The sequence below is a fragment of the Paenarthrobacter sp. TYUT067 genome, from assembly GCF_023656375.1.
Taxonomy (GTDB): domain Bacteria; phylum Actinomycetota; class Actinomycetes; order Actinomycetales; family Micrococcaceae; genus Arthrobacter.
Genome location: NZ_JAMOIT010000004.1, coordinates 21,122 through 47,554, shown reverse-complemented (window position 1 = coordinate 47,554; position 26,433 = coordinate 21,122). Strand labels below are relative to the sequence as shown.

The 26,433-nt window shown below is 56.6% G+C and carries 20 protein-coding genes; 8 read left to right on the top strand and 12 right to left on the bottom strand.

What is annotated here, in order from left to right; translation table 11 throughout:
• Nucleotides 1-103: 103 nt before the first annotated feature.
• Together MOD31_RS04515 and MOD31_RS04510 are read right to left on the bottom strand one after the other, a co-directional pair.
• Nucleotides 104-430 carry a winged helix-turn-helix domain-containing protein gene (locus MOD31_RS04515; protein WP_250819968.1) on the bottom strand — a complete coding sequence of 109 codons (327 nt, stop codon included), beginning with the start codon at nt 428-430 and terminating at the stop codon, nt 104-106.
• 118 nt (nt 431-548) lie between these two features.
• Nucleotides 549-1,640: a TerC family protein gene (locus MOD31_RS04510; protein WP_250819967.1), complete on the bottom strand. Its 1,092-nt coding sequence runs from the start codon at nt 1,638-1,640 to the stop codon at nt 549-551.
• Nucleotides 1,641-1,845: 205 nt separating this feature from the next.
• On the opposite strand from MOD31_RS04510, the gene MOD31_RS04505 reads away from it, so the two are divergent.
• Complete coding sequence (locus tag MOD31_RS04505) at nt 1,846-2,667, top strand: alpha/beta fold hydrolase (RefSeq protein ID WP_250819966.1); 822 nt, start codon at nt 1,846-1,848, stop codon at nt 2,665-2,667.
• Nucleotides 2,668-2,792: 125 nt separating this feature from the next.
• On the opposite strand, the gene MOD31_RS04500 is transcribed toward MOD31_RS04505, so the two are convergent.
• Nucleotides 2,793-3,557, bottom strand: coding sequence for a hypothetical protein (locus MOD31_RS04500; protein WP_250819965.1), 765 nt, complete (start codon nt 3,555-3,557; stop codon nt 2,793-2,795).
• Between the two features lie 593 nt (nt 3,558-4,150).
• Here MOD31_RS04500 and MOD31_RS04495 point away from each other — a divergent pair.
• Nucleotides 4,151-4,915: an alpha/beta fold hydrolase gene (locus MOD31_RS04495; RefSeq protein WP_250819964.1), complete on the top strand. Its 765-nt coding sequence runs from the start codon at nt 4,151-4,153 to the stop codon at nt 4,913-4,915.
• Nucleotides 4,916-5,177: 262 nt separating this feature from the next.
• Here MOD31_RS04495 and MOD31_RS04490 read toward each other — a convergent pair whose 3' ends face one another.
• The 5 genes from MOD31_RS04490 to MOD31_RS04475 all read right to left on the bottom strand — a co-directional run bounded on the left by MOD31_RS04490 (nt 5,178) and on the right by MOD31_RS04475 (nt 12,817).
• Nucleotides 5,178-7,343, bottom strand: coding sequence for an acyltransferase family protein (locus tag MOD31_RS04490; RefSeq protein ID WP_250819963.1), 2,166 nt, complete (start codon nt 7,341-7,343; stop codon nt 5,178-5,180).
• Nucleotides 7,344-8,021: 678 nt separating this feature from the next.
• On the bottom strand, nt 8,022-8,342 hold the full coding sequence (locus MOD31_RS22130) for a VanZ family protein (protein ID WP_374206976.1): 321 nt from the start codon (nt 8,340-8,342) through the stop codon (nt 8,022-8,024).
• Between the two features lie 408 nt (nt 8,343-8,750).
• Nucleotides 8,751-9,368, bottom strand: a complete 618-nt coding sequence (locus MOD31_RS04485; RefSeq protein WP_250819962.1) for an LPXTG cell wall anchor domain-containing protein — start codon at nt 9,366-9,368, stop codon at nt 8,751-8,753.
• Nucleotides 9,369-9,542: 174 nt separating this feature from the next.
• Nucleotides 9,543-10,895, bottom strand: a complete 1,353-nt coding sequence (locus MOD31_RS04480; RefSeq protein WP_250819961.1) for a DUF4012 domain-containing protein — start codon at nt 10,893-10,895, stop codon at nt 9,543-9,545.
• Between the two features lie 524 nt (nt 10,896-11,419).
• Nucleotides 11,420-12,817: a sugar transferase gene (locus MOD31_RS04475; RefSeq protein WP_374206975.1), complete on the bottom strand. Its 1,398-nt coding sequence runs from the start codon at nt 12,815-12,817 to the stop codon at nt 11,420-11,422.
• 282 nt (nt 12,818-13,099) lie between these two features.
• Here MOD31_RS04475 and MOD31_RS04470 point away from each other — a divergent pair, with 282 nt between their 5' ends.
• Together MOD31_RS04470 and MOD31_RS04465 are read left to right on the top strand one after the other, a co-directional pair.
• Nucleotides 13,100-14,116 carry a glycosyltransferase gene (locus MOD31_RS04470; RefSeq protein WP_250819959.1) on the top strand — a complete coding sequence of 339 codons (1,017 nt, stop codon included), beginning with the start codon at nt 13,100-13,102 and terminating at the stop codon, nt 14,114-14,116.
• A 157-nt stretch (nt 14,117-14,273) separates the two neighbouring features.
• Nucleotides 14,274-15,347: a lipopolysaccharide biosynthesis protein gene (locus MOD31_RS04465; protein ID WP_250819958.1), complete on the top strand. Its 1,074-nt coding sequence runs from the start codon at nt 14,274-14,276 to the stop codon at nt 15,345-15,347.
• A gap of 378 nt (nt 15,348-15,725) precedes the next feature.
• On the opposite strand, the gene MOD31_RS04460 is transcribed toward MOD31_RS04465, so the two are convergent.
• Entirely contained in the window at nt 15,726-16,496 is a 771-nt protein-coding gene (locus tag MOD31_RS04460; RefSeq protein WP_250819957.1) for a WecB/TagA/CpsF family glycosyltransferase, read from the bottom strand.
• A 97-nt stretch (nt 16,497-16,593) separates the two neighbouring features.
• On the bottom strand, nt 16,594-18,129 hold the full coding sequence (locus tag MOD31_RS04455) for a polysaccharide biosynthesis tyrosine autokinase (RefSeq protein WP_374206972.1): 1,536 nt from the start codon (nt 18,127-18,129) through the stop codon (nt 16,594-16,596).
• A gap of 218 nt (nt 18,130-18,347) precedes the next feature.
• On the opposite strand from MOD31_RS04455, the gene MOD31_RS04450 reads away from it, so the two are divergent.
• From MOD31_RS04450 to MOD31_RS04435, 4 genes are all read left to right on the top strand, one after another.
• A complete protein-coding gene (locus MOD31_RS04450) occupies nt 18,348-19,880 on the top strand; it encodes a UDP-N-acetylglucosamine 1-carboxyvinyltransferase (RefSeq protein ID WP_250819955.1) in 1,533 nt (510 codons plus the stop codon).
• A gap of 157 nt (nt 19,881-20,037) precedes the next feature.
• Nucleotides 20,038-21,441 (top strand): O-antigen ligase family protein, encoded by a 1,404-nt coding sequence (locus tag MOD31_RS22045; RefSeq protein ID WP_250819954.1) that lies wholly within the window; start codon nt 20,038-20,040, stop codon nt 21,439-21,441.
• Nucleotides 21,442-21,552: 111 nt separating this feature from the next.
• Nucleotides 21,553-22,509 carry a glycosyltransferase gene (locus MOD31_RS04440; RefSeq protein WP_250819953.1) on the top strand — a complete coding sequence of 319 codons (957 nt, stop codon included), beginning with the start codon at nt 21,553-21,555 and terminating at the stop codon, nt 22,507-22,509.
• A 77-nt stretch (nt 22,510-22,586) separates the two neighbouring features.
• The gene (locus tag MOD31_RS04435) at nt 22,587-23,585 is read left to right on the top strand and encodes a hypothetical protein (RefSeq protein WP_250819952.1); all 999 of its coding nucleotides are present in this window, start codon (nt 22,587-22,589) and stop codon (nt 23,583-23,585) included.
• Between the two features lie 408 nt (nt 23,586-23,993).
• On the opposite strand, the gene MOD31_RS04430 is transcribed toward MOD31_RS04435, so the two are convergent.
• The gene (locus tag MOD31_RS04430) at nt 23,994-25,403 is read right to left on the bottom strand and encodes a bifunctional dTDP-4-dehydrorhamnose 3,5-epimerase family protein/NAD(P)-dependent oxidoreductase (RefSeq protein WP_250819951.1); all 1,410 of its coding nucleotides are present in this window, start codon (nt 25,401-25,403) and stop codon (nt 23,994-23,996) included.
• Nucleotide 25,404: 1 nt separating this feature from the next.
• Nucleotides 25,405-26,403: a dTDP-glucose 4,6-dehydratase gene (rfbB, locus tag MOD31_RS04425; RefSeq protein ID WP_250819950.1), complete on the bottom strand. Its 999-nt coding sequence runs from the start codon at nt 26,401-26,403 to the stop codon at nt 25,405-25,407.
• Nucleotides 26,404-26,433: the final 30 nt, after the last annotated feature.

The following is a 26,433-nucleotide window of genomic DNA, read 5'->3' as shown; positions in this document are numbered from 1 at the left end:
TGCGGACACGCCGGCCCCTAGCCAAACCCCGCATGCCAGGCAATCGAACAGCCGTGGTTAGCCGTCGCCCGCGCCCAACTGCAAACGCCCGCGCTGAGTGCGGTCAGTCGTCCTCGGTAGACGCTGAAGGGGCGGGAGGGGCTAGCAGGAGGATCAGCTCGTCAATTTCATGTGCTGATGTGGTGGGATGCCGGAAGTGTTGGTGGGGCTCCAGGGTGTAGTGGGTCCGGCGTCCCACTCGGCTGCGGTGAAGATACCCCTCGTTTTCGAGGTCCTTGAGTATTTGAAGGGCCGCACGTGGCGTGATCCCAACACGTTCAGCTAATTCCGTGACCCTGATCCCGGGGTCTGTGGCCACGGAAAGCAGGACGTGTCCGTGGTTCGTCAGGAAGGTCCAGCTATGCCGCTTCCGCGGAGGCAGGGGCGGCATAGCTGGCAACGCTTCCTTCGAGCTCATTGGGAGCGACGCATGTGTAGTGTGCGTTCGCAGATGCCCCGCCGGCGTTTCCGTGACTGATAAGGACGCATGGCCCGGTGCGGGTCAACGCTCATTTCTTGTCTCCTTCGCTCACTGAGGGGCGGTGCTCCCCGCTGTCCTGAGGCTGTTCTTGTGGTGTGTGCTGTTTCTTCGCCCTGCTGTTTCGCCAGAGTGGTTCCAGTGCTTCGAGTTCTTGCGGTGTGGCTGTCCCGAAGGGCGGTTTTGCTGGGGCGGGGAGTTCTTTGCGGCCTTGTCCTCGGGTAGCCCAGAGGCTCATGCCAATGGATACGCCCAAGATGGTGGCGATGACGGCGAGGGAAATGGGGGTGGGGATGTAGTAGATGTCGATTTTGAGGAGCATCTTGATGCCCACCCAGATGAGAACGAGTGCGAGGCCGATTTTGAGGTAGATGAAGCGGTGGATCAGGTCCGCGAGGAGGAAGTACATGGCTCTGAGCCCGAGGATCGCGAAGGCGTTGGCGGTGAAGACGAGGAAGACTTCGTCAGTGACGGCGAAGATCGCCGGGATGGAGTCCACGGCGAAGATGATGTCGGTGAATTCCACCAGGGCCAGGACCGCTAGCAGCGGTGTGGCAAGAAGGACGCCGTTCTTCCGAACGAGGAATCTTTGGCCGTGGAAGTCATTGGTCATGGGGACCTTTTTCCTGAACAGCGCCAGGGTTTTGGACTTTTCCGGGTCGAGGTGTTCGTTGCGGTGCCGGATCATTCGGTAGCCGGTGATGAGGAGGAAGGCTGCGAACAGGTAGAGCACCCATCCGGCGCTGGCGATGATGGCTGATCCTGCCGCGATGAAGATGCCGCGGAAAATGAGAGCCCCCAGCACGCCGAAGAACAGCACACGGTGCTGGTACTCGCGGGGGACGGCGAAGTAGGTGAAGATGATGGCCCAGATGAATACGTTGTCCACGGCGAGGGACTTCTCGATCAGGTATCCGGCGAAGTACTGCTGACCGAATTCGGCTCCGTAGAGTTGCCACACGAGCGCGCCGAAACCAACTCCAAAGGCAACCCACACCGCTGACCATAGGGCTGCTTCCCGGACGCCGATTACGTGGGCTTTGCGGTGGGCGAATAAGTCCACGGCGAGCATCAGAACAATAACGCCCAGAACGGCTAGCCACGCCCATAGGGGAACATTCATGAGGAAACCTCTTCCAGTCGGTGAACCAACTGGAGGTCTTTCCCAGCCACTTTCAAGAAGTGGCCTGTCCCGCCGGGCCGTACACGGACGGCCGGATTGACGACGGAACATTGGGGGATACTCCCCTCCGTGAAAATAGTGAACCATGCTTCACCTATGGAGGCAACCGGGCCAGCCTGACAAGCCGCGAGCGTACGCTGGTGTCATGGAGTCCGGGGTCAGGACCGTAGCTTTGAGCACCGGGATCAGTGTGCCCTGTTTCGTTCAGGGGAACCTTGAGCAAATAGCCGACGACGGCGGCGCACCGCTGCTGCTATTGCATGCGTGGGGTGAATCCCGGCGGAGTTTTGGTCGCCTCATTGCCTCGCTTCCGACGTTTGCGGTTCTGGCACCAGATCTACGAGGTCATGGTGATGCGGACAAGCCCGAGAGCGGTTATGCGTTGTCCGAAGTAGTTGGGGACGTAGTTGCCTTGCTGGATGCCGTGGACGTCCAACGCGCGCATGTCCTGGGCTCATCCAGCGGGGGATATGTGGCACAGCAACTCGCTGTCACTCATCCGGATCTTGCAGCATCCCTGATCTCGGTAGGTGCGCCACTGAGCCTGCAGGGGAAGCCGCCATTTGCTGACGCCGTAGAGGGGCTGAAGGATCCGATCTCAGAGGACTGGGTTCGGGAGTCTTTATCTTGGTACAGATTGCTGCACGCCGTTCCGGCCTCCTACATCGAAGGCCGGGTAAAAGACGGCCTCGCTATGCCGGCATCAATCTGGAAAGCTTCGTTGCGCGGATTCTACGAGGCGGATCCTCCCGCGGAGACCGGCCACATTTCCGTCCCCACTCTCATGCTTTGGGGTGCCCACGACCACTTGGTGCCGCGGCAGCATCAAGAAACCCTGGCCAGACGCATCAACGGCGCACGATTGAAGATCTACGAGGAAACCGGTCACCTGGTGCTGTGGGAGTGTCCGGAGCGAGTGGCCGAGGACGTGACGAGCTTCCTCGGTGCCTTGTTCAAACGCCCGTAACTTTGCGGACGCCCGGCTATGCCATGCGAGAAGTAGCGACCACTAAAGAGCGGCCATTTACCGCTGGGACCACAGGGTTTCACTCATCCGTGCGCTTGCGTCAAGAAAAAAAGTGGGACACCTGTTTAGCCCCGCCGGACTTCAACATTGGGGTGGTTTTCCTCGACCCAATCGGCCATCCGGCTGCCCCGCAGCATGATGAACTTCAGCGAGGCTTCCCGAACCCTGATGTATTCGTCCTTCGTGGTCGGGACGCCGGGTCGCTTGAAGTTCACGTCTTCATCTAGGAAGAAGTCAATCTTTCCATCGGCTGTCACAAGGTCCTGCAGGTGGAAGAACTCCACGAACAGCGTGAACGTACCGAAGAGTTTGAAGAAGTCCGCGTAGTTAGAGGTGACATCGGCGAGGGGACTGCCTGGCTCCCCAGCGTAATGGCGCCGGATGCATTCCAGAGTCAGGTCCATCCGGTCCCCAATCCTTAGTCGCATTCCCCTGGCGGTGTTTAGGGTGGGCCGGTGTATTTTCCTGACAGGCCAGATCATGGCACTGCCGATCGTGTACGGCGGGTTGAAATAGCGGCGCTTCTGCTCCTCGCTCAACTTGGCCTTGGCCTCCACCAAGTACCTCGGCTTCCCCCACTTGGTGTAGGAGTTCGTGATGGCGTCGCTGCCGAACGTGAACCTCTTTTCGGGGCTTTGCTCGAACAATAGGTAATTATTACGACGCTCCTTGGGCTCCGCGGGGACCTGCACTTTGAACTGTTCCCCATCGCGTAGCTCCTTGGTCCAGAGCAGCTGATGGTCAGCCTTAAGCCGCTGGCTGTGGGCGTCCGGGTCCTTTCCTGGAGGAACATCGGCTTTGTAATTGAAAGTGATGTCGAAGTCGCGCATGGAAGGGAGTTTAGGTGCCTGCCTACCACGAACCGCGGAACCTCGAGATGAAACACCGTAGTCATCGCAGGCACTTGCTTGTGCCGCGACCACGGTGGCTCCGCCATCCAGTTCTGCACCACCCAACGTGACCGGCACCTTGGGTTACGGACGAATTCTCTAGCGGGCGGGTCGTGCAGATGGCTTCGTATAACTGTGCAGAGCTCGAAACTTTCTGGAAGCCTCTGCCTAACTGGCTCGGGGAATTTGGGTCACATCCAGAGCAACTTCGAACGAGCCCTGGGCGCGGGGTTCCCTCAGGATTTGCCGCTGCTGCTGTTCGTTGTGGCGGAGAACAAGCAGACCCCGGAATGGCTCGAGCTGCACCACCGCCAGGCCGCGAGCGTCACCAACGGCACCGTTATTCCCCTCCCGGGCGAGCACTACCTCCACCACACGCATGCGGGGGAGATCGCCGATGGGGTTAGGGAATGGGAGGCGGGGCGGGGGTATGTCTCACCTTCCTGTCAGCGGCGGGGCGAGCGTACGCTGGGGCCATGGAGGCCGAGGTCAGGACCGTCTCTCTAAGCACCGGGATCAGTGTGCCCTGTTTCGTGCAAGGGAACCTTGAGCAAACAGCCGACGACGGCGGCGCGCCACTGCTGCTATTACATGCGTGGGGCGAATCCTGGCGGAGTTTCGGTCGTCTGATTGCCTCGCTTCCGACGTTTGTGATTGTGGCGCCTGATCTACGAGGTCATGGTGGTGCGGACAAACCGGTAGACGGCTACTCGCTGTACGAAGCCGCTGAGGACGTCGTTGCTCTCATGGATGCTTTGGGTGTCGAACGCACACATGTCCTGGGGTCATCCAGCGGTGGTTACGTTGCTCAGCAACTGGCTGTCACTCATCCGGATCTTGTTGCATCCCTGACGTTGGTTGGCGCACCCCTGAGCCTGCATGGGAAGCCACCGTTTGCGAACGAGGTCGAAGGGCTCACCGACCCGATCTCGGAAAGCTGGATGCGCGGGTCTTTGGCGTGGTATCGGCTGCTGCACGCCGTGCCAACCTCATACATCGAGGATCGGGTCAAGGACGGTCTCGCCATGCCGGCCTCAATTTGGAAGGCTTCCTTGCGGGGATTCTACGAGGCCGTTCCTCCGACAGAAACCGGCGATATCTCCGTCCCCACTCTCATGCTCTGGGGCGCCCACGATCACCTCGTGCCGCGACAGCACCAAGAAACCTTGGCTGGCCGCATTAAAGGCGCACGATTGAAGATCTACGAGGACACCGGTCACCTGGTGCTGTGGGAGTGTCCGGAGCGAGTGGCAGAGGATGTGACGAGTTTCCTCGGAGAGCTGCCCAAGGGCCCGTAACTTTGCAGAAAGTTCATCCGTGCAGCCGCAAAGCAACCAGTGTGGTTCTCTATGACCATGACATCCTGCCGAAACTGACAACTTCGCCTGGTAAGTCGGAGGAACTAGGTCAGCCCCCTTTCAGCAGACCGAACGAAACCCGAGTCGGCTGCGTCCAACGGCACCGTGACATCCCTAGCTGGCGGCCTAATCGATGGCGTGGCAAGCAAGACGCTAACTCTGTGGGCAAGTGTAACGGTCATCACAGAAGGCGCCCGCTGAATCAACCCTTTTCGCCTAGCAGCGCCGGCCCCATGACTGCGCCAAGCTTGGCGGAGTAGGCGGGCGTGATGTGAGCACCATCCACGAAGATGGGCGTGCTTCCCGCGAATGAGGGGCATTGCCTGTCGGCAACGCAGAACCAGTCCTTGGTGGATACATACCTGACGCCCGGTACTGCAGTAGCAGCTTTTTCTTCTGCCGCGAGCATCGGGAAATAGTCAGCGTTGGTGCCGTTGCAGGCGCTTGGCCGGCTTACCTTTGTGACGCACTCTTGCAGATTCGCGCCCTGCATTGCGGCGGACAGCAGCACGACCTGGCCAGTCGTGGCTGTCTTGAGTTCTTCAAGCTTCCTGATTGAGTACTGGGTCCAGTCGGCCAGAACGTTAGGATTCTTGTCTTTGTCAACGACTCGAGCAGTGGTGCTTAGTGCGCTGGTAACAATCACCATCTCGGGGTTAATCTGGTTGACCTTGTCCAGTGCCCAGCTTTGGTGCGCAGCGCAAGCTTCGGTGAATCCCTCGGCGTTGTTCGGCCTAGTCACCGGGATTTCGATCGCGGGGCACTGCCCCATGGTCAGAACTTGGATGTTCCAGCCCTGCTTGCCAAGCGATTCCCGCAGCCCAGGCATCCAGCTAATCGACACAGAGTCGCCCAATAGCGCAACCGTTTTTGTTGCAGCAGGATCGCCATAGAGGCATTTCTGAAGGTTCGCTTCGGTGGTGTTAAGGCAGTTGTCCTCAATCCACTCCGGCACAAACTTTCCCTCTAGCTCATCGACGCTGGGAACTAGGACCGGCCACTCGGCTGCCGTGTTCGCTGCCATCAGTTCCGCGGTGAGCTTTTCTGCTGCCGTGGTTGGCTCTGGCTTCGGCGTCTGCTGCACCCCTGTTTTCGACAGGTCCACCTTTGCAGCCTGGAAGGAGGAGACGTCAACGGAGGTGTCCCTCGTTACGGCCAGCGTGACGACCATGGCGGTGACCAGAGTCAACACTCCAAGGCCGGCGAAGACGGCCTTCTCATCAAAGAAAGATTCAGACCTCCTGCCCCGGTTACGCGGCTCTAGCCAGGAGGACTTGCGAATTGGATCTTCAATAAAGTGGTATGAAGCTACCGACAGCGCGAACATTAGGAGGACCATGATGGTCCAACTGATCACGTCCGGATTCGGGTTCAACGCGGTTAAGATCGTGATGACCGGGAAATGCCACAGGTACAGCGAGTAGGAAATATCGCCGATGTATCCGCTAACACGATTCGTCAGCGGGTACATGTATCGCTGCTCGCCTCCCGTGCCAGCCGCAATGACAAGTGCGGTAGCAAGCACCGGAACGGCGGCCCAGGGGCCAGGAAATGGCATGCTTGGTGTGACGAAGAACAGGCTCCAAGCGATTCCCGCAAGACCCGCATATCCCAAGATGGTCCGCCACGCATCCGTGAGCTTCGAGAATACGCCGCCAGCCACAGCCAGCAACGCACCCACGCCCAGCTCCCACGTGCGGGACACCGTGGAGAAGTACGCAACAGCAGGATTCGCCGAACTCTCCCACACCGCGAACACGAATGTGGCGACGATGACAATGAAAAACACCGAGCCGAGTATCCGACGAGCCCGAGTCGTTTTGATGCCAAATCGGCTGGCCAAGAAGCCAAGAATCAGGACGATTAGCCAGGGCCATACGACATAGAACTGTTCTTCGACGGCGAGTGACCAGAAATGTTGGAGCGGGGAGACTGGTCCTGCGGCCTGCATGTAGTCGGTGCCGACGGCGGCGTAGTGCCAGTTCGCGCCGAAGATCAGAGCCCAGAACCCGTCAGAGGTGATTCCCTGAGCCCTGCCCGCTGGGTAGACGGTCCAGGCTGCTGCCACGGTTGCCAGTAGGACAACAACGGCCACTGGCATGATTCGGCGCACGCGCCGACGATAGAAATCCGCGAAGGATATGCGGCCCTTCCTCTCCTGCTCGCGAAGGAGAAGGCCCGTGATTAGGAAGCCCGAAATGACGAAGAAGATGTCCACCCCTACGAAGCCGCCGATGGGGTAGCCAAGAAGGTGGTCGGCTATCACTGCTAACACCGCCAAGGATCGTAGTCCTTGCACGTCTGGACGCAGCGACGTCTTCTCAGGAACCTTTGTGGCAGGCCGAACGTCGAGCGTGGATTGAGTCATGCTTCCCCCAGTAGAGACGAGTGTCGAGGTAATCATATCCGCCACTCGAAATGGCAACATAAGACCGGGTATTGTCCCGTGGGCGAAGCGAAGCTTCATATTGGCGACAGCACCAGAGCAGACGAACTAGGAGACAATGTGGCAATGCTTGTTTCCTTGGGGCTTTGCGACCATATCCCGGGTCTGGACGCTATCGCCCTATGAAGCTCCAAGGGCAACTCGACGTGCTCGGCGGCGAGCTGCCCACATCGAGTTGGGCAAGGGCTTGATGCGGGCAGCCTGTGCCCAATGCTAAGGCAACTTATGAGAGGGGGGCAATGGTCATGTCAAAATTTCGCAATCTAACTGTATCTTCGCGTCTGTGCGCATACTCGTGCTCAAGGGGTAATGCCAGCCCGTTCGCTAGACTTTTCCGAGCAAACCAAGGGATTTGCACGCCTGATAATTTTCGCCAACCGCAGCAACGGCTTAGTGCTGGACAAGTGCTTTGGGGCAGAGCCCTGTATAGAGGATGGTGCCCCGAAGCGTTTCTCCTCGGACCCTGCGGAATGCCGCCCTCTTCTATCATCTTTAGAAAGCGAACTCAGTCAATTCAAGTCATCGCTCTTACTTTTTGAGAGACCTGCACTAGTTGATGACTGCCAGGCTGGATCATGGGCCGCCCTGGACTAGGCTAGGTTAGCTCCTTCGAGTTTGAGACGACCTTTGGATCCCTCGTGCGACTTGCGGACGAACACTTCGAGCAAACACTCGGGATAAAACGATATCAATGACAGCTCCAACGGAGTTTGTGACAACCTCATCCTGACTGGGGAAGCGAGTCGTGAGCACCAGCAATTGTCTCAGGTCTAAGCAAGCGGAGGCGAGCAATCCGAATCCGACCAGCTGCCACCATGCCTTCGCAGACAGGGAAGTGGGGTCAAAACCGAACGGAATGAACAACGCCAAGTTGGTCGAAACTTCAATAATGTGGTGACAAAACCCAGCTGGGCACGCCATGGCTGTGGAGGTAATTGAACAGGGCAGGGAGTGAACCTTATATTGGTCAATCCACCGGTATCGGCCAAAAACCAACTGTTGCCAGACTCGCAAGGTATGCAGTCAAAATCGTTCGCCAAGAGCGTGGATCTTTCGAGGGAACCTTCACGAAGTTCCGCTAAGTACTAAGCACTGACGCTCACCGCTGCTACGGGCAGTGGCCTTGGCCGGCCAAACTGAGGAATTGTCAGGGCAACCAACGGGGCCACACCGTCGACACATGCAGAACCGTTTGCCGACGTCTTCTATAGTGTCGCCCATAGGAGTAACACAGCTTGGTACCGGGAGATCCCATAGCAAGAGAAGAGGGTGGTTTGCCAACAAGATGTTCTTGTTGGCAAACCACCCTCAAGTTGTTTCCGGCCCGAACTAGGCAGAAACCTCAGTGCTCTTTGCGCGGCGGCGAGCCACGACGACAGATGCCGTGCCGGCAGCCAGCGCGCCAGCACCTACAAGAGACCACAGAATGAGGCTTGAGTCAGCGCCGGTGTTTGCCAGCGGAACGCCGCCGGTGTTTGCCAATCCGGTGCCCGTGCCAGCGTTGCCACCCGTGTTGGAGAGAGCGGCTCCACCGACGACAACCGTGACGGGCCCGACGGTGACGCCAGAGGAATTTCCGGTAGCCGTGATTGCGTATGCGCCAGGCTCGTTGATGACAATGGGTGCCGAGAAAGCGCCATTTCCATCAGCAACAGTCGACAAAGTCGACGGTGCCAGCGGGATGCGTGCGGACACGGACAGGCTACCTGCGGAAACGCTGCCGCTGGCAGCAGGCGTACCTGTCGGCGTTACCGTGATGGTGATGCCTTCACCCGGTGTGAAACCTGTTCCGCTGAAGACAAGTGCTTCACCTGGTGCCACGGAGGCATCCGAAACGGCGACGGTGGTGTTCGGTGCCGGGTAGTTGGCGTTGTTGGCTACGGCCGGTACTGCGCCGAGAAGTGCGATAGAACCTGCAAGCGTAAGTGCTGCGAGAGATTTCCTCATGTGTGTCCCCCCTGAGACCTTAGTGGTACGACGTGGTGTTTGGAGATTTCCGAGACCCTACGTGTCCGTAAGTGAAATCCCAGTTTGCTGCCCACGTAGAACTTACCATTCATTCGTTGCTGGCAGCAAAGAAAATCCATCCCCGTTACAAAGGATTAACGTGGGTGTCGTTGCCTATTCACAAGAACCAAGAGCTGCGCTTTGGATGACATCCTTTACAGCCTGTGTCGTGGGTGTTACAACAATATCCGATGGGGCTTCCTGAACGATATGACCAAAGTTGAACTCCAGGGTTGAGCTCTCGCCTGGGGCCAGTCTTAGGGTCGAGCTCCCCACGGCCCGTTGACCGTGACGCTGTGCAGCGAATGGAATCTTGTTTCCGTCCTTGACAACCGTGTCAATATTGGACTGCGCGGGGCCGTATGTAACTACGTTGGTTTGCACGGAACCCGCTGGGACGCCGAACACCCCGCCCCCCGTCACATACGCGGGCAGAGTCGCTGCGGCATCGACCGGTGCCGTATTGGTGGAGGTGACTTTGAGAGTTATTTCGCGGTACCCGTCTCTTGTGCAGTCCCTAGTCACCTGAACCGTTCGCTTAACCCAGAAGTCCATTTTGGCCCCTGTGCCGTCATTGAAATACACGCCAAACTGGGCCGGTGAGATGGCGGCTCCGGAAGTCAGACCGCCGAGGGGGTACTGACCGATGGTCACCTGTTCCTCCGGCGAAGCAGACCATAAAAGAATACGACGTTCTTCGACACCTCTAGCCAGAGAATCCATGAGCTTCTTTGGCTCGGTTTTGCCCGAGGAAAGGGCGCCGAAGATCTCCTTGGCCGCTCCGGCAAAGTAGAGATCTTGGAGTTTGGGGTCGTCGATTTTTGCGTAGGCGTCGGACAGCAACGTCTGAACGACGTTCGTACCGGTCAATTGCGCCGGCAAACTACTCCCAATTTGTCGAACCAGCGGGTCTTCAATCAGTACGGGGCCAGTTGCATCCAGCATGTAGCTGAGTGCAATTGGGTCGATTGAAAGGACTCCGTCAAGTCGCTCACCCGAACGCTTTTCCCACATGGTCAAAGCGGTAGTCGCTGTCGTCGCAAAGTCTGGTGTGAGGTTAACGTCCTGCATGAACTTGCCCACTCGCGCCGAATAAATTGCTTGCTGTTCAGCATCGATCGATACTGGGGGCGCAAATGTTCCCAGAGCAGTGGCGCTTGTCTGCGAGTCCAAGGCTAGGCTGCCATTGTCCATGGTGAGAACTGCCAGGGCCCCCGGAATTCCGCCGGTGGCACGCGACTCGGCATTATTCTGCATCAAAAGCAGGTAGCGACGAGGGGATTCCGCCCCCAACATCTCCGGGGCGAGCTTGGCCGCGTCCGCGGCTGAGTCTAGATCGTGGCTAAGAGCGCTTAATTCTTCTCGCGCTTCCTTGAGCGGCGAGGCGATTTCAGACAGCAGATCATCCGCATTGATGCCGTTTAGCCGCTGTGATGATTCGCGAACCGCATAAGCGGCTGATTCCACTTTTGGGGCAGCTGCCTTGAGCGGGGACAAGTCGGTTCCAGCTGAACTCGGTGTTAGGGCAGCCCAATCGAGGGACTTGTAAGCCCCGACCAGTGGCAGTGCACCCAAACGAGCTACATCATCTGCAGATGTCGCCACCTCGGACGCGGCGCGAAAGTTGGGTCCCAGCCACGGCAGTGCTCCGGCCGCGGACCATAGGGGGTCACTTGCGGCGTTTCGAGCGGAGCCGGTGTGCTGAACGAGAGCATTGACGGTTGATGTGGCTCCGTCGGTGTCGTTCGCTGCTATCTGAGCCTTCAGTGTCGGTAACAGCGATGTAGATGACTGCAGCTCACTTTTGATTGTTGCAGCCCTGTTTGCCAACCACGCTGCAGCACCGACCAGCACAAGCAATACGACTAAAGTCCAAATTCCCCAACGAACTAGCCGCCTTCTGCGCTCGGGCCTAGGTCGATCTGAGCTGCTGCGATTCCTCGAAGGCATGACGGCACAACCTCTTTCAGTGTTTGAGTCGAGTCTGCCGGTTAGTAGGCACCCGTGCTGTGAAACACGGCCCTTACCGTGCGCAAGATGATAACCAGATCCCCAGCCAGGGACCAGTTTTCCACATAGTAAAGGTCCAATCGAACGGAGTCTTGCCATGAAAGGTTCGACCGTCCACTGACTTGCCAAAGACCTGTCAGGCCAGGCTTAACCAATAGCCGCCGACGTACATCATGCTCGTACTCCTCCACTTCACGGGGTAGCGGGGGACGTGGTCCAACCAAGCTCATGGAACCGCCGAATATGTTAAACAGCTGAGGAAGCTCGTCCAGGCTGTATCTGCGTAAGACGTTTCCGATCCGAGTGATCCGGGGGTCCTGTTTGATCTTGAACAACAGACCATGACCCTCGTTGCGTTCCTGCAACTCAGCGAGTCGTGCCTCGGCGTCAACGACCATAGACCGGAACTTTAACATCTGGAAAGGGCTGCCTTCCATGCCGACCCGTTCTTGGCGAAAGAGTATTGGTCCTTTACTGTCCAATCTGACCAGCGAGGCGATGAAAATCATGAGTGGCAAAGACAGAACAATGAGAATTCCCGAAACTACGACATCGAATAGGCGCTTGGCTACACGCTGACCACCTTCCAGACTAGGGGTCGTTACGTGAATGAGTGGCAAGCCAGCCACCTGCTGGGTATGAATTCGGGGGCCAGCAATGTCAGTCAGTGCAGGGGCCATGATGAGGCCGATGTTACGTGAAGCCAACTCCCAACCAAGATGGCGAAGGGTCTGAGGGTGTAATTGCACTCCGGCAGATACAGCCACGGCATCGGCTCTGCACATATCGATGGCGGCGAGAACAGCCGCCGTGTCTGTGCCTTGCCCGAGGATCGGCAGGCCCGACTCCGGGTCGATGTCAGGGCTACTCACTGCCCCGGGCGTGTACGCCGCGATAGGAAGGTACCCGGCGTGCTTGGCCCCCTGAAGTGTCGCGGCAAGGTGGGCTACAGCGCTTTGGCCGCCGATTAGCAGGAGCCGGGAGAGGCTTTCGCCTCGTTGACGAGCGACACTCAAATGTTGGCGAAGCACCCACCGGGCGAGAAGCAGTCCAGCGAGTCCAACGGGTAGTGCTATTCCAACGAACCCTCTGGCAGTCTCTACTCGGAGGACATACGAGAAAATTGCCACGAGCCCAAAGAGCCAAAGTGATGCTGCTGCGACGCGCTTATACTCATCTGGCCCGGCTCCTAGAACACGACTCTTGCGGCTGTTCCACGCTCCGAGCATGTACCACCACGTAATCGCGAGACCGACCGATAGCCACGCATAGTTCGGCTCGTTGCCACCAACTGCAAAGTCGGGCTCAAAACCAAACCTGATCACGTAGGCGCCGGAAACCGCCCACGCTATGACAAACGCGTCGACAATGCTTAACAGGCGCGAGGTGCGTGGGCGCCAATCAGAATCCGTCCCCAACTGTTATCCCCATTAAGTAAGAAATTCCTCGACGGAGGACCTCCACGATCATACAGGAGGGTCTGCGGTCACAAGTATCTCTGTGTCGTAACTAAACCCGAGCCGGTATTGCTCTGGCATTCCCAGCCTTTCGAAGCCCACTACGATGGCTTTATGCATAGACACTCTCGGCCCACCGTGGTGATCGCCGTGAACGCCTTTCGGGCTGGCGGCTCTCAAACCTACGCATTCACTCTGGCGCGAATGTTGTCTGAACACGGCTATCGACCGGTCCTGGTTGGCAAGAAAGGGCCTTGGATAGGCGCTGCGCGGAATGCGGCAGATGTGATTCAGGTCACGTGGAGGGAAGGCACCGCTGCGGACGAAATCAGCAGCGCCAAGACGGCTGTGCTCAAGTGTTTGGAGATGCTGAGTGTGTTGAAGATTCGGCGCACCGTTAGAAAAGCGTCCCTAGTGATATCTTCCCAGCCCGGGCCGACCGCCTTCTTCTCCGAACGGAGCGCGTTGAATTGGCCGGCTGTTCGAAGGTACGCCCTTGTGCACGGTACTACCGCTGTTGAATGGCCCTTTAGAAATCACGCCCAAACCGTGGCAAGCCTTGATGGTCTTCTAGCAGCTACCAACGAGGCATTCAAGGCTATGAAAAGCGTCGTCGTGTCACCCCCGATTGATCTCATAGGTAACCTTTTCTCGGCAGACCTCTTCTGGGATGAGTCGCTGACGGAAGTTCGCGATGCCTACGACCCAAGCGGGCCGATTGTCTTCCTTGGTACTCTCACCCCTAACAAGACGGCCCCCTTGATCTCTCTCCTAGAAGCTGTCAAGGAGACCGACAGGCGCCTAGTAGTCGTCGGAGATGGTCCAGACATTGAAAGACTGCGCCGTCTCGCCAGCGAGGGAAACATAGCTAATCGGGTAGATTTTGTAGGTCGTATTGACGATCCCCGACAAGAAATAGCGTCAGCCAGCGTCGTCGTAACAGCGGGTCGAGGAGCAATCGAGAGTATGTCCGCGGGTCGTCCAACAATTGTGGCAACAAGTGAAGGCACGCATGGGCTCGCGCGGATAAACGCTTTGGAAGAACTTGAGTCGTATAACTTCACCGGTAGGACTCCCGCGAGCCGGGAGCACAGCGGAAATTTCATGGCACAGGAAGTCCGCCACGCTTGGGAACTCGACCGAGTTGAGAGAGCCGCAATAGCCGAGAGATTGAGTCGTGTAGGTTCCGTCAAGCCAATCCTCCGTGCCCTCAATGGCTAGAGATTCCCGTGGGTGGAAGTATTTATGGACTTTCGGAAGTCGTATATGTGTCATAGCGCTTTCTGCCGTCTTCGGCGTCCTATCAGCGCGCCTCCTTGGACCATCGGACAAAGGCCTTTATACGGTTTTTACGCTACTTCCAGCTGCAATCAGCACAGTGACGATGTTGGCAGGGCCACAACTCGTTCTGATGGATGTCAGCAGGTTTGGAAGTCTAAGCCGCAGGGTGAAAGTGCTTCTGTCATGGTCAACATGTGTAGCAGCCACTCTCTCGCTGGTCGTCATTGGCATTCAGGCGAGTGGTGACGACCTTTCTCTTGTGGCAGTTTCGTCATTTGGTGTGATCCTCGCGGCCCCCGCTTTGATCGTGCCTGAATTCCTAGCGTCGTCAATTCAAGGGCGGGGGTTGTTCGCGCGTCTGGCAGTGTTGCGTGTGGCGCAGGTCGTGCTGCCAGGCGGTTTGATGTTAGCGGGAATTCCTCTAGGGGGACTGCCGGGCGCACTCTCTGGATTCACCCTTGGCGCAGCGGTGATTGGCGTTATTTGCCACGAGATTTGGTGGAGACAGCCTGGTGTCCGCGATGCAAACGTCGAAACCGTCAGGATTCCGTGGGGATACGCGCTCGTGACCAACCTGACCTTGGTCCTACTTTTTCTTTCTTACCGGGCCGATGTCTTTGTTCTCAATGCGGTAAGTTCCCCTCACGAAGTAGGTGTTTACTCAGCAGCCGTAGCGCTTGCCGAGTTAGTTCTCGTGGCATCAATGTCGGCAGCAGTCGTTAGAGCTCCAGTGTATTCACGGGACCACATGGCTCCGCTTGGGCGCGACGCCTGGCTCGTTACGGGCCTTTCATGCGCCGTCGCAGGAGCCCTGGCAGTGGCAAGCTCCATCGTAGTGCCGTTGATCTTCGGAGAAGAATACCTAGGTTCTGTCGAAGTTGTTTGGGCACTTTTGCCCGGCATCTGCGTTCTATCTGCGTATCGATTCATTTCGAACGCGGAGATTGTCAGAGGCCACAAGTTTGGCGTTCTACTGTCCTGCATTATTGCGTTAGTCGTTGACGTGGGACTGTTGTGGAGGATCGGGCAGGAGCATGGTGCCTTGGGTGCGGCCTGGGCGGCATCGGCATCGTACGTCGCCGGATGCCTGTTCCTAATCATGTTTCGTCTGGTCCGAGCGCGTCGAGACAAAAGTATTGTGACCGCACTGAGCGAAACTGTTGATGTCTAAACGGACCCAAAGGTCAGCGGTTCCTCTTCTCGACTCATTAGAGTTGGTCAGTTGCGTTCGGCAAGAATACCTTCAGGAAGCGTCACCCACTTCGCTGGGGACTTGACCACCTGTCGCCTAATTCGGCAGCCAAGCCCCATATAATCCTCCGTCTTTGGGGACTGCGCAAATGTATTAGTCGAAGGCTTTTGATGGAACCTCGAGGTTGCCGTTGACATCCCCGACGCAACTGCCGGGGAACTCAACAAGTGTCACCGAAGAACGTACGCCAGAGTTTCCCAGATCAGCCCAGGGTCCCTGAGTCACACAATGCCGGCCGACACGTCGGCGTCCTCTTCCAGTTGATGAAGGGCTGGGACTCTTAAGTTTGGTTCCCGATCAGGCTCGCCCGTCCCTGTTCAGTAATTCCCGAAGGAAAATGGCAGATCCCCTGAAATACCGATTTGCCAGCCTCTTTGGGTTTTGAAGGAGTCTCCAGACCCATTCGCCACCAACACGTTGCAGCCAAGCGGGAGCGCGCGTCTCGTTTCCGGTTAGAAATCCGAACCACCCGCCACAGGTCATAACTATGCTGTTGGGAAGGAGGTCATAATGGGCCTCGCACCACTGCATCTCGAGGGGCGCTCCCATTCCGACAAAGACAATATCTGGCTGACTCTTTCGAAGAGCATCCAGCACGCTGCCCCATGAGTCATGGTAGCCGTGTTCGGTGAACACGACAGATGCATTCTCATCCTTCAGCAGAGCATCACCCGCGGCTTTGGACAGATCCTTTGGGCCCCCAATAAGGGCCACTCTTGCTGGCTGACCATGAGATTTCTTCCACTGCTCAAGGAGCTCTGGGGCGAGGTCTGTTGTCGCAGAACGCTCCAGCCGCCCCCCTCGTGCTCTGCCGATTAGAACAGGACCGGCACCGTCTGCATACACAATGGCTGATCGGTCTAGAAGGCTGCCGTAATCAGGGTCGTCCTGTAGGTGCACCATGCCGCCGATATGGAGCGCGTACGCCAGTAGCGGCTTTCCAGGGCTTCGCCGTGTGCACAGCCAATCCACGATGTCACTTCGGCTTGAGTCGGCGACCGCTACACCTGCAATTTCTACAGTGTCACCCGACCAATCGATGTCTTCCGGGTCGGCAACTTCAGTCAAATTGGGCATTATTCTTCCCCCAGTAATTCGAATTACAGCTTTCACTCCGACATAAGAGAGTATGACAGGAAGTTTACAGCGGGCATATAGCCGTGTGTTACGACAGCGGGAACCTAACCGCCCGACGAGCCTCGTACCGTCCAACTTCTTCTTCGAGACTCTCGTGCGAACTAGTTGCGGGCCCCGTATGGGTCACCGATTGGGCGAGTGCGGTGTCAGTAGCACCTTGTCCAAGGTCGTCCCGAAAATTGCGACTCTTAGCAGAGTTGCTGGTTGAAGCCGAGGGCGCAACACTTTCGTATGTGTAGTGGTATGCATCCGGTCCCTTGGCGGGCAGCCTGTTTAGGATTACACCCAACAAGTTTGACCTGACCATTTTGAGGGAATTCAAGGCCGTTTTCACGCTGGACTCTTTCGTTGCCTTCGTGTCGACTACGAGAACGACTCCACCCACATGTTGAGCCAAGACCGATGCGTCCGTCACTGGAAGCAACGGCGGAGAGTCGATGATAACGACATCAAACGTTGCCTCGAGCGAACGTATCAATTGGATCATCGCTTCTGACCCGAGAAGCTCGCTTGGGTTGGGCGGGATCATCCCTGAAGTCAAGACATAGAGTTGATCCTCACCCCACGGTTGGAGCACCGTCTCAAGCTGTGCCGCGCCGACTAGAGCTGTAGTAAGTCCGGCCGTGCCGTCCAGACCCAAATACTGGGCAACCTTTGGGCGCCGAAGGTCAGCGTCTACCAGCACGACCGACTGTCCCGCCTGGGCCCAAGCAAGCGCCAAGTTGGTAGCCGTGGATGTTTTACCCTCACCCGGCAGCGAGGACGTGACCAGCACCGCCCCGGAGTCATTGCTGACATTTGCGAACATCATATTCGTCCTCAACTGCCGGAATGCCTCTGCTCGGGGACTCTGGGCTGGCACTTGAGTGATCAGGGGGCGATCTTTGCTAGCTGATTCGAAAGCTATTGCGCCCAGAATCGGCGTTTCGGTGATTGTCCGGACGTCCTCTTCAGTTCGGACTCGCTTGTCCAACCACTGGCGAAGCACAGCCGCTGCTAAGCCCAGGATAACTCCGACAACAAGGCCCGCAATAAGACTTACTCTGGGGTTAGGGCTTGCGGGTGCGAGCGGCGCCTTGGCGGGCGTAATTATGGAAAGCTTGACGGGAGACATAGCCGTCTTGTCCGACCGCTCGAGTTGATCAACGGTCTTGATGAGGCTGGAACCGACGGCCTCCGCGATCGCAGCGGCGCGAACAGGGGAGTCGTCACGAACCGTAATGGTGATGAGCACTGTGTTCAAGTCTGATGTGGCTTTAACTCTAGTGGCCAGTTCTTCCGGTTCTTCGGCCAAGCCAAGGGTGTCGACTACGGGTTGAAGTACGGACGGCGTCGAAACCGTCTTCACATAGGACTGAACGCGCGCCTGACTGAATGTGTTGCCCTGTTGGAGTTCCTGAACAGAACCGGAATTTTGGATAGCAACGAAAAGTTGTGTTTCCGACTCGTAGGAGGGCTTGACGAGTAACGAAGCCGCGCCCCCACCCAGCAAGCCGGTGAGGGCAAGCGCCACAATCAGAATCCAATTCCGACGAAGGAGTCCGAACAGGTCTCTAGGTTCCACAGGTGGCCGGCCTTTCTGGTTAGCAGCAACGTGTCGGTTACTGTACTGGACAGCCCCTTGAGCAGTTTACCCGCATATATATGGCAGGCAGATTCGAAAACACGGTGAGGTCACTCAGCGTATAGTGCCGCTGACCCGGGTTCCGATCTCCTTACGCTCATATCCTGAGGCGTCCTTAGCAAGGCGGGCCAATATGCGTTTCATGATATGACTGGTACATGACCCAGAGAGAACCGTCATCTGCTCTAACTCAAAACCACCGCGGCTGGACCCAGTCAGAGCGGTCCGAAGGAGATGCCAGCCTGGATGAATCGCCTGGTGCGGGGATTCACGTTATTCCAGATGCAGGTGAGTTCGATACTGAACAGTGGCACCGGGCGGAGCCTGCGAACGCTTCTGACCAGTTGGTGAAACCAGCTGAGGGGCTGCTAAAGCCGCAAATGACCCATTTGCGAGTAGTCGGCGGACGTAAGCTCTCTGGTGAAGTAACCGTCAACTCCAGCAAGAATGCGGGCGTGGCATTGCTCTGCGCCAGTCTCATCAATCGTGGGACGACTACCCTGCGGCGATTGGCCCGGATCGAGGAAGTGAACCGGATTGTCGAAGTCCTACGCAGTATCGGTGTTGAATGCACTTGGCTAGACGACAATGACTTGAGGATCCGTCGGCCTGAAACGCTCGACTTGGCATCGATGGACGTATCTGCGGCAAGGCGCACGCGGAGCATCATCATGCTGCTCGGGCCGCTATTGGACGAAAGCAGGTCCTACAGATTGCCATATGCTGGCGGTTGCGATCTTGGCACACGGACTGTGGAGCCTCACATGCAAGCCCTCCGCGAATTCGGGCTTTCCGTAACCGCGCACACAGGTTTCTACTCGGTGGAGGCCCCTCAAGCGGACCGCAGTGACCGGACGTTTGTACTCACGGAGCGCGGCGATACGGTTACAGAGAATGCAATTATGGCCGCCGCACACCGCGAAGGCAGGACGATCATCCGGAATGCCAGCTCAAATTACATGGTTCAGGATCTGTGCTTCTATCTGAGGAAGCTTGGTGTGGTAATCGATGGTGTGGGTAGCACCACTATCGAAGTCCGAGGTCGGAGCAGGGTGGATGCCGAGATCGAGTATTCTCCGTCCGAGGATCCTATCGAAGCCATGAGCCTCATTACAGCGGCTATTGTCACAGGTTCTCGTGTAACAATCCGCCGAGTTCCCATCGAGTTCATGGAGATTGAGCTCAGCGTGTTGCGCCAGATGAACTTTCAGGTGGAAGTGTCTTCTGAGTTCGCCGCGAGGAACGGCCATACGCGTTTGGTTGACGTCACGACAATCCCATCCAGGCTGCGGGCAGCCCCTGACAAGATTCATGCGATGCCATTCCCGGGGCTGAATATAGACAATCTCCCATTCTTCGCCGTCATCGCGGCGTGCTCGGACGGCTCCACTCTTATCCATGACTGGGTCTATGAGAACAGAGCGATTTACTTAACCGAGCTCAACCGTCTCGGAGCACGCGTTCGACTGCTGGACCCTCACAGAATAGAGGTCACGGGCCCGACGCGGTGGAGGGGGACCGAGGTGGGGTGTCCTCCAGCTCTGCGCCCAGCGGCCTGCATCTTGATTTCCATGCTCGCAGCAACTGGGACATCCGAACTGAGAAACATCTACGTGATTGAACGTGGATACGAGGACCTAGCGGAACGCCTCAATGCAATTGGTGCCGAAATTCAGTACTTCCAGGACTAAATTCAGTGAGTGAGCTTCCGAAGTGGAGGGAAGCACCCGAGGCGTCTATTTTCCGTCTGAGGAGTCTTGTCGCCGAATCGGCTAACTCGGCTGACGGTAGACTGAGATGAGTCCAGTGTTGCCCTACTCCAATGGAAGTATCAAAACAGTGGTTCTTGTGTCGAAGATCTCGCAAATCACCCGAGAATCCGGGCGGCAGGCAGCAGGCTACCTAGGACTTGGCCTTCTCGCCTTTGGGGCTGGCTTGGGTGCCAGCATGGGTTTACAAGTAGCTGCAGCTATCTGTGGCAGTGTCGTTTTCGGAGTCCTTTTACTGAGGGTGCCGGTTTTGGCATCAGGAACCGTACTTTTCGGCGTGCTGATGTTGGGCTCAATCGAGGCTCCCAGATTGCTTGGGATTACGATCACGAATATGTCGTTGGCAGTCTGCATAGTAGTGCTGGCGGCGCGCCATTTATGGATTTCTAGGAGTACGGACGTTCCCCTCCGCCTTCCTATTTGGTCACTTATATTTGTACTGATGCTGCTGGGTGGCTCCAACGTAAGTGCGGTATTCTCCTCGCTTTCAACGCCGTTACTGGTAGGCTTTCTTTCCCTATTTCTGGCTAAACAGGCACCGAAAGTGCTCCTGACTGTTTTGGGTATCGCCGGGCTAGTCCATGCAGGAATCGGTCTTTTTGAGTCCGCTACTCACTCGTCTCTGGTCTATACCGATTGGAAAGATGCCTCAGCGGCAGACATTTCAGGAATACGAAGGGCAGCTTCAACTGTCGGTGACCCGAACTATCTCGCTCTGACGCTCCTGTGTTCTGCCCCGGGTGTTTTCTCAATGGTGGGACGTTGGAAACCCCTGCTGCGGTACATCGCACTCGGCGGCTATGTCGCAGCTTTCGTGCTCACGTTCTCGCGCGGTGTTTTCTTGGCTGCACTCGCTGCCGTCGTTATTTATCTCTTCCTCACAAGAACTGGGCAAAAAAACGTCGGAAGAACAGTCGCATTTGCCCTTATCGGGGCGGTAGTTGTCGCTGTCTTCGTCCTCTCACCATTGGGCCAATCCTTCATCGATCGATTCACCAGCCTGGACGCCAGCAGCCGCCAGCGTGCCGTAATACAGGCTGCGGCTCTTGAACTATTTCAGGAGAACTGGCTTGCAGGGTTGGGATTTGGCGAACTGTCGACTCATTTGGCCCCTCTGGCGCAAGCTCTAGTTCCACTCAACGCGTCTGGAGTTCGTGCATTCCTTCCCCAAAGTGATCCCCTGAATACCTACCTGTTGATTGGTGCTGAAGGAGGAATCACGGCACTGATTGTCATCGTTGGGCTACTTGGTTACGCGATCGCGCGTAACCACAAGAAAAATCCGGTGCTCACTGGGACAATAGCTGGACTAGGCATCGCGGCGATTACGTTGGATCTTGTCCAACTACCACTGGTTTGGTGTTTGCTAACTTTCTCCCTTCATTATTCGAGCAAGCACATGCATGAACCGCGGCAGGCCTCGCCTGGCCAACTCTTGGATGAGTCGACTACTCATGTGGTCAATCTGTCAAAGGTTAGCTAATAGCTACCTTTGCCAGGCACGAGACAAGTCAACCCCTGGTGAACGACGTGCGAGGCTCAACGAGGTCTTGACGGACGAGCTCCAGAACTAGATATGTATTATGGAGATTTTATGGAGCTTAGGCACGGCCTCACGGTAAGTATTGTTACCTATAACACTTGGGATAGGACAGCTGAATGTATCCATTCGCTGTTGGCCCAGCGTGGACAACAAGAGTTTGAAATTCTCATTTATGACAATGGTCGAGGAAGTTACTCAGGCCCTGACCTCCCCTCTAACGTACGAATCACCAAAGGCGAAACAAATGTAGGTTTTGGAGCCGGTCACAATAAGAACCTTGAGGTTGCCGCGTTCGACACGTTCGTCGTGCTAAATCCTGATGTCACAGTTGAACTCACTACTCTCGCCTCCCTGAGAGAAGTAATCCAAGAAGATGCTGCTATCGTCGCAGCCGCGCCGATCCTTATATACCCGGATGGCTCGGAACAGCTTTCATTCCGTAAGTTCCCCAACGTCCGAACCGAGATCGCGAGGGTCGTGGGCGCAGACCGTCAGCCCGGCGGCTCATGGTCGACGCTTGTGCCTATGAAACCAGGCAGAGGTCTGGTGGATGTTGAGCAGCCGGCAGGTGCAGTCCTAGCAGTTGACACAGCGACTCTGACGGAGCTGAAGGGATTTGATACGGACTTCCCTATGTACTTCGAAGATGTGGATCTCTGCACTCGGCTTTGCCGCTTAGGAAGAGTGGTCGCAGTCAGGAGCCTGTTGGCGAAGCATGACGGAGAAGGTACAGCCAAGAAGTATCGTACAGCCACAACCTTTTGGATTGAGAACAGTCGTCAGCGGTACCATCGAAAGTTTTCGGTGGGTGTGCAGGGAAAGATCACCCTTGCGGCGGCCTACGCGAGTTGCGTCACCCACATGTTGGGGACTGCGGCCGCGGGGTTGCTTCGTCGGGATGGTAGCCGGCAGGCCCTCTTGTCTAAGTCTCAAGGATATGCTTTTGCGCTGATCGCAGCGGTCGCCGGATCTGAAAGTTATTGGAAGTCGAGGTTCCTGGGAAAATGATGCGAGTCCACGTTCTCACTACATATCCTTCAGCAGACGCGAGCCGAAGACTGCGAATAGATCCTTTGATCTCCGAGATGAAGAAGCGCGGTATGTCAGTTCATGTTGATGAACTGTTGCCAGCATCAGCCTTTAAGCGAAAAAACGGAAACATCCTGGATCGTCTTTTCGCTGGATCTGTCCTGTTGGGGCGCCTATTCCTGCGCATTATCGTTATTTCCAGACCCAGTGACATACTAATCGTGCACCGGGAGGCTTTTCCCTTTTTTACTCCTGTTTTCGAGAGGATTGCGGCCAAACGCTCTGGCATGGCCATTTTGGATATAGATGATGCAGTTTATGCGGATCCGACACATCGGCGGGACTGGCGGCGCATCTTGAGAAATCCGGTTCGAGCTCTAGAATACAAAGATATGTTCGATGTTATCCTGTGCGGCAACGACGTACTACTGGGCGACTTCGATAATGGCAAGGCCACGGTCGTCTATGCGCCCACCTGCCCTCCCGTTGCAACGTTCGACACCATTAGGCGTCCTTCAGACCCTCGGATTCTGATGTGGACCGGTAGCCAAAGCACCTTGGGAAGTCTGCAAAAAGTGCTTCCACAGGTCTTGGATGCATGTGAGAGTCATGACTTGGTCCTGCACGTGTTGGGGGGAGCGAACATATCAGAACTGCCTAAGCACCCACGAATTCGAGCCCAACTGTGGTCCGCCGAAGCCGAGATGGAACTACTCGGTCGTGCCTCGCTGGGACTTATGCCTCTTCCGGATACCGAGTGGGAGCGCGGCAAGTCAGGCTATAAGGCGATCCTCTACCTTTGTGCTGGCCTTCCATCCGTAATTTCGCCCGTCGGCATCAACCGGCGATTGGCGGAAGAATATGAGTCGATCAGCGCATGCAATGACAACGACTGGACTGCTACAATCGCCCGCGCCCTCGAGTCGTCAAACGCATACAACGGTCTCGTGTCGACTAACGAGGACTCCTCTCAGGCTCTGGCTCGTGGAGTTTTTCATTCTTCAGACAATGCATCACGAACCGTGGACTCTGTTCTTTCGCAAGCGACACTGTAGTCGGTCACTCTCAGCTAGGTGGTGAGGGGCGCAAATAGTGAGCACGGGGTAGCCAACTTTGATTTGAGGCTAAGGGTGCGCACTTTTGCCGAATCGGTTCGAATTTGAACTACCATCATCGCAACGGTGTGGGCCCTAAGGCCCACACCGTTATTGCCTTCTACCTGGACCGTGCAAATCTGGAGTGGGGATACGCCGTTACAGCCTCATCCATGACTTTATTTGGACTGCCTAGGCAAACCCGGCGGGCTTTCCTCCCTTTATCTGCCGATTGCGCGCAGTGGTCCGCGGGTTTCCGACGACTTGGATCACTGGTTGCGCCAACGCAGTCGCTGCATGGGACAGCCATGAAATGCCAGCTGTATCGGTGGCTTCAAGTTGCCATGCATACGGGTCTGGCGGCCCTGCTTATGACTCCAGCAGTTGCCTGAGTCGCTTTTCTGCTGTCTCTGGAATAAATCCCGTTTCCTGCAGCTTTTTCAAGCTCAGCACCGAACTGGGGGGCCGCGGGGCCGCAGTTTTATCACGGAAGTAGTCTTCAGTAGACACGCCAGTAACGGATTGTCGTGACTCGCCCCTCAATTCGAAGACATCGGCCGCGATATCAGCCCATGACTGAGCGCCGCCTTCATTACTCACGTTGTATGTGCCGTATCTAGCCCCTGAAGCAAGAAGATGCCGTATTCCTGCTGCTATATCATCGGCAAAGGACAGTCGGCCGACCTGGTCGTTGACAACGGAAGGTGTGACCCCGCGTGCCGCCAGATTGGCCATAGTGCGCACGAAGTTCTTGCCCTCACCAATCACCCAGCTTGTACGAACGATGTAGTGCTTGGGAACCACGCTCACAACCGCGTCACCCGCGGCCTTCGTTTGACCGTATACGCCAAGCGGAGAGAACTCTTCCTCCTCAGAGTGCACCTCTCTTGTCCCATCGAAAACGTAGTCGGAGGAGACGTGCACTAATGTTAGGTCGTGCTCGACAGCGAGGCGAGCCAGCCGTGCTACGCCAGTAACGTTGGTCTGCCAAGCGGCTCTGCGGCCCTCAGGGGATTCCGCAGTATCGACTGCCGTGTATGCGGCTGCATTGATGATGGTGTCGTAGTTCTTCCAATTTCTGGAACCGAATGCTTCGTCCGCGGTGAGGTCGAATTCCGCCCTTCCAGCAAACTCCACCGATAGGTCATCTTCATACGCTTCGCGAAGTGCCTTCCCGAGTTGTCCGTTAGCGCCCAAGACCAAGGTCATGCGTGGTGGCATTGGAACGACTCGTGAGAGGCGTGGGTGAGCTTTGTCTTTGTCGGAGAGCTCGGCTTGGGAAAGGGGGATAGGCCACTGAATAGCGGCGGTCTCGTCTGCCAGGTTCAGGAATGTATATTGCCCTTGGGCATCTGCACTCCAGTGATCATTTACCAAGTAGGTGTAGGCGGTGTTGTCTTCGAGAGTCTGGAAAGCGTTGCCGACTCCTCGAGGGATGAAGATCGCTTGGCTTGCATCCAAAGTGGCGGTAAAGACGTTTCCAAACGTGGGTCCCTCCCTGAGATCGACCCAAGCGCCGAAGATCTTACCGGTAGCAACCGAGATGAATTTATCCCACGGCTCCGCATGGATGCCGCGGGTTGTTCCGGCTTTCTCGTTGAAGGAAACGTTGTTCTGGACAGGCTTGAAGTCCGGGAGTGCAACCGTCAGCATCTTCTCGCGCTGCCAGTTCTCTTTGAACCATCCACGGTTGTCACCGTGGACGGGCAGGTCAAAGAGCACTACTCCGGGAATAGGTGTTTCTGTTGCGGTCAACGGCTTCGAGAACTCGATCGACATACTACTGACCCTGCTTCGTGTACTTGGCCTCGGTCTGGGCCTTCTGCGGGCGCCACCATGCTTCGTTGTCGCGGTACCACTCAATGGTGTTCTTAATGCCAGCGTCAAAGTTGGAGTACTCAGGACTCCAGCCCAACTCCGTGCGCAGCTTCGAGGAATCGATTGCGTATCGGAGGTCATGGCCTGGACGGTCCACGACGTGGTCATACGCTTCACGGTTTTGACCCATGTGCTCAAGGATCAGTTCGACAACGTCTTTGTTGTTCTTTTCACCGTCGGCTCCGATGAGGTACGTCTCACCGATGCGGCCCTTCTCGATGATGGCCAACACTGCAGAGGAGTGATCGTTGGCGTGGATCCAGTCTCGGACGTTTTCGCCCTTGCCGTAGAGCTTGGGGCGGACACCGTCGATGATGTTTGTGATCTGGCGAGGGATGAACTTCTCAACGTGCTGGTAAGGACCATAGTTGTTGGAGCAGTTGCTGATTGTGGCCTGCAGACCGAATGAGCGAACCCACGCCCGAACCAAAAGGTCTGAGCCCGCTTTGGTCGACGAATATGGGCTGGATGGGTTGTACGGTGTGTTCTCCGTGAAGCGCTCCGAGTCATCGAGCTCTAGATCCCCATACACCTCGTCAGTTGAGATGTGGTGAAAGCGCTTGTTGTACTTGCGGGCAGCTTCGATCAGCGTGTAAGTCCCGATGATGTTGGTGTCGAGAAAGGGGCGCGGATCGTGCAAGGAGTTATCGTTGTGCGACTCAGCTGCGTAGTGGACTACTACGTCGTGCCTTTCGACGAGGCCGTCTACAGCCTTTGCATTCGCGATGTCACCTTGGACCAGCTCCACTCGGTTGCCTGGGAGCCCTGCGAGGGATTCTACGTTGCCTGCGTAGGTCAGCTTGTCGAGCACAGTGACTCTGTGATCTGTGTTTTCAACAATAAAGTGAACAAAGTTTGAACCAATGAAGCCGGCGCCGCCGGTTACGAGTATCTGCCCCATGACGCATAACCTTACGGGTTTGCGGATGCG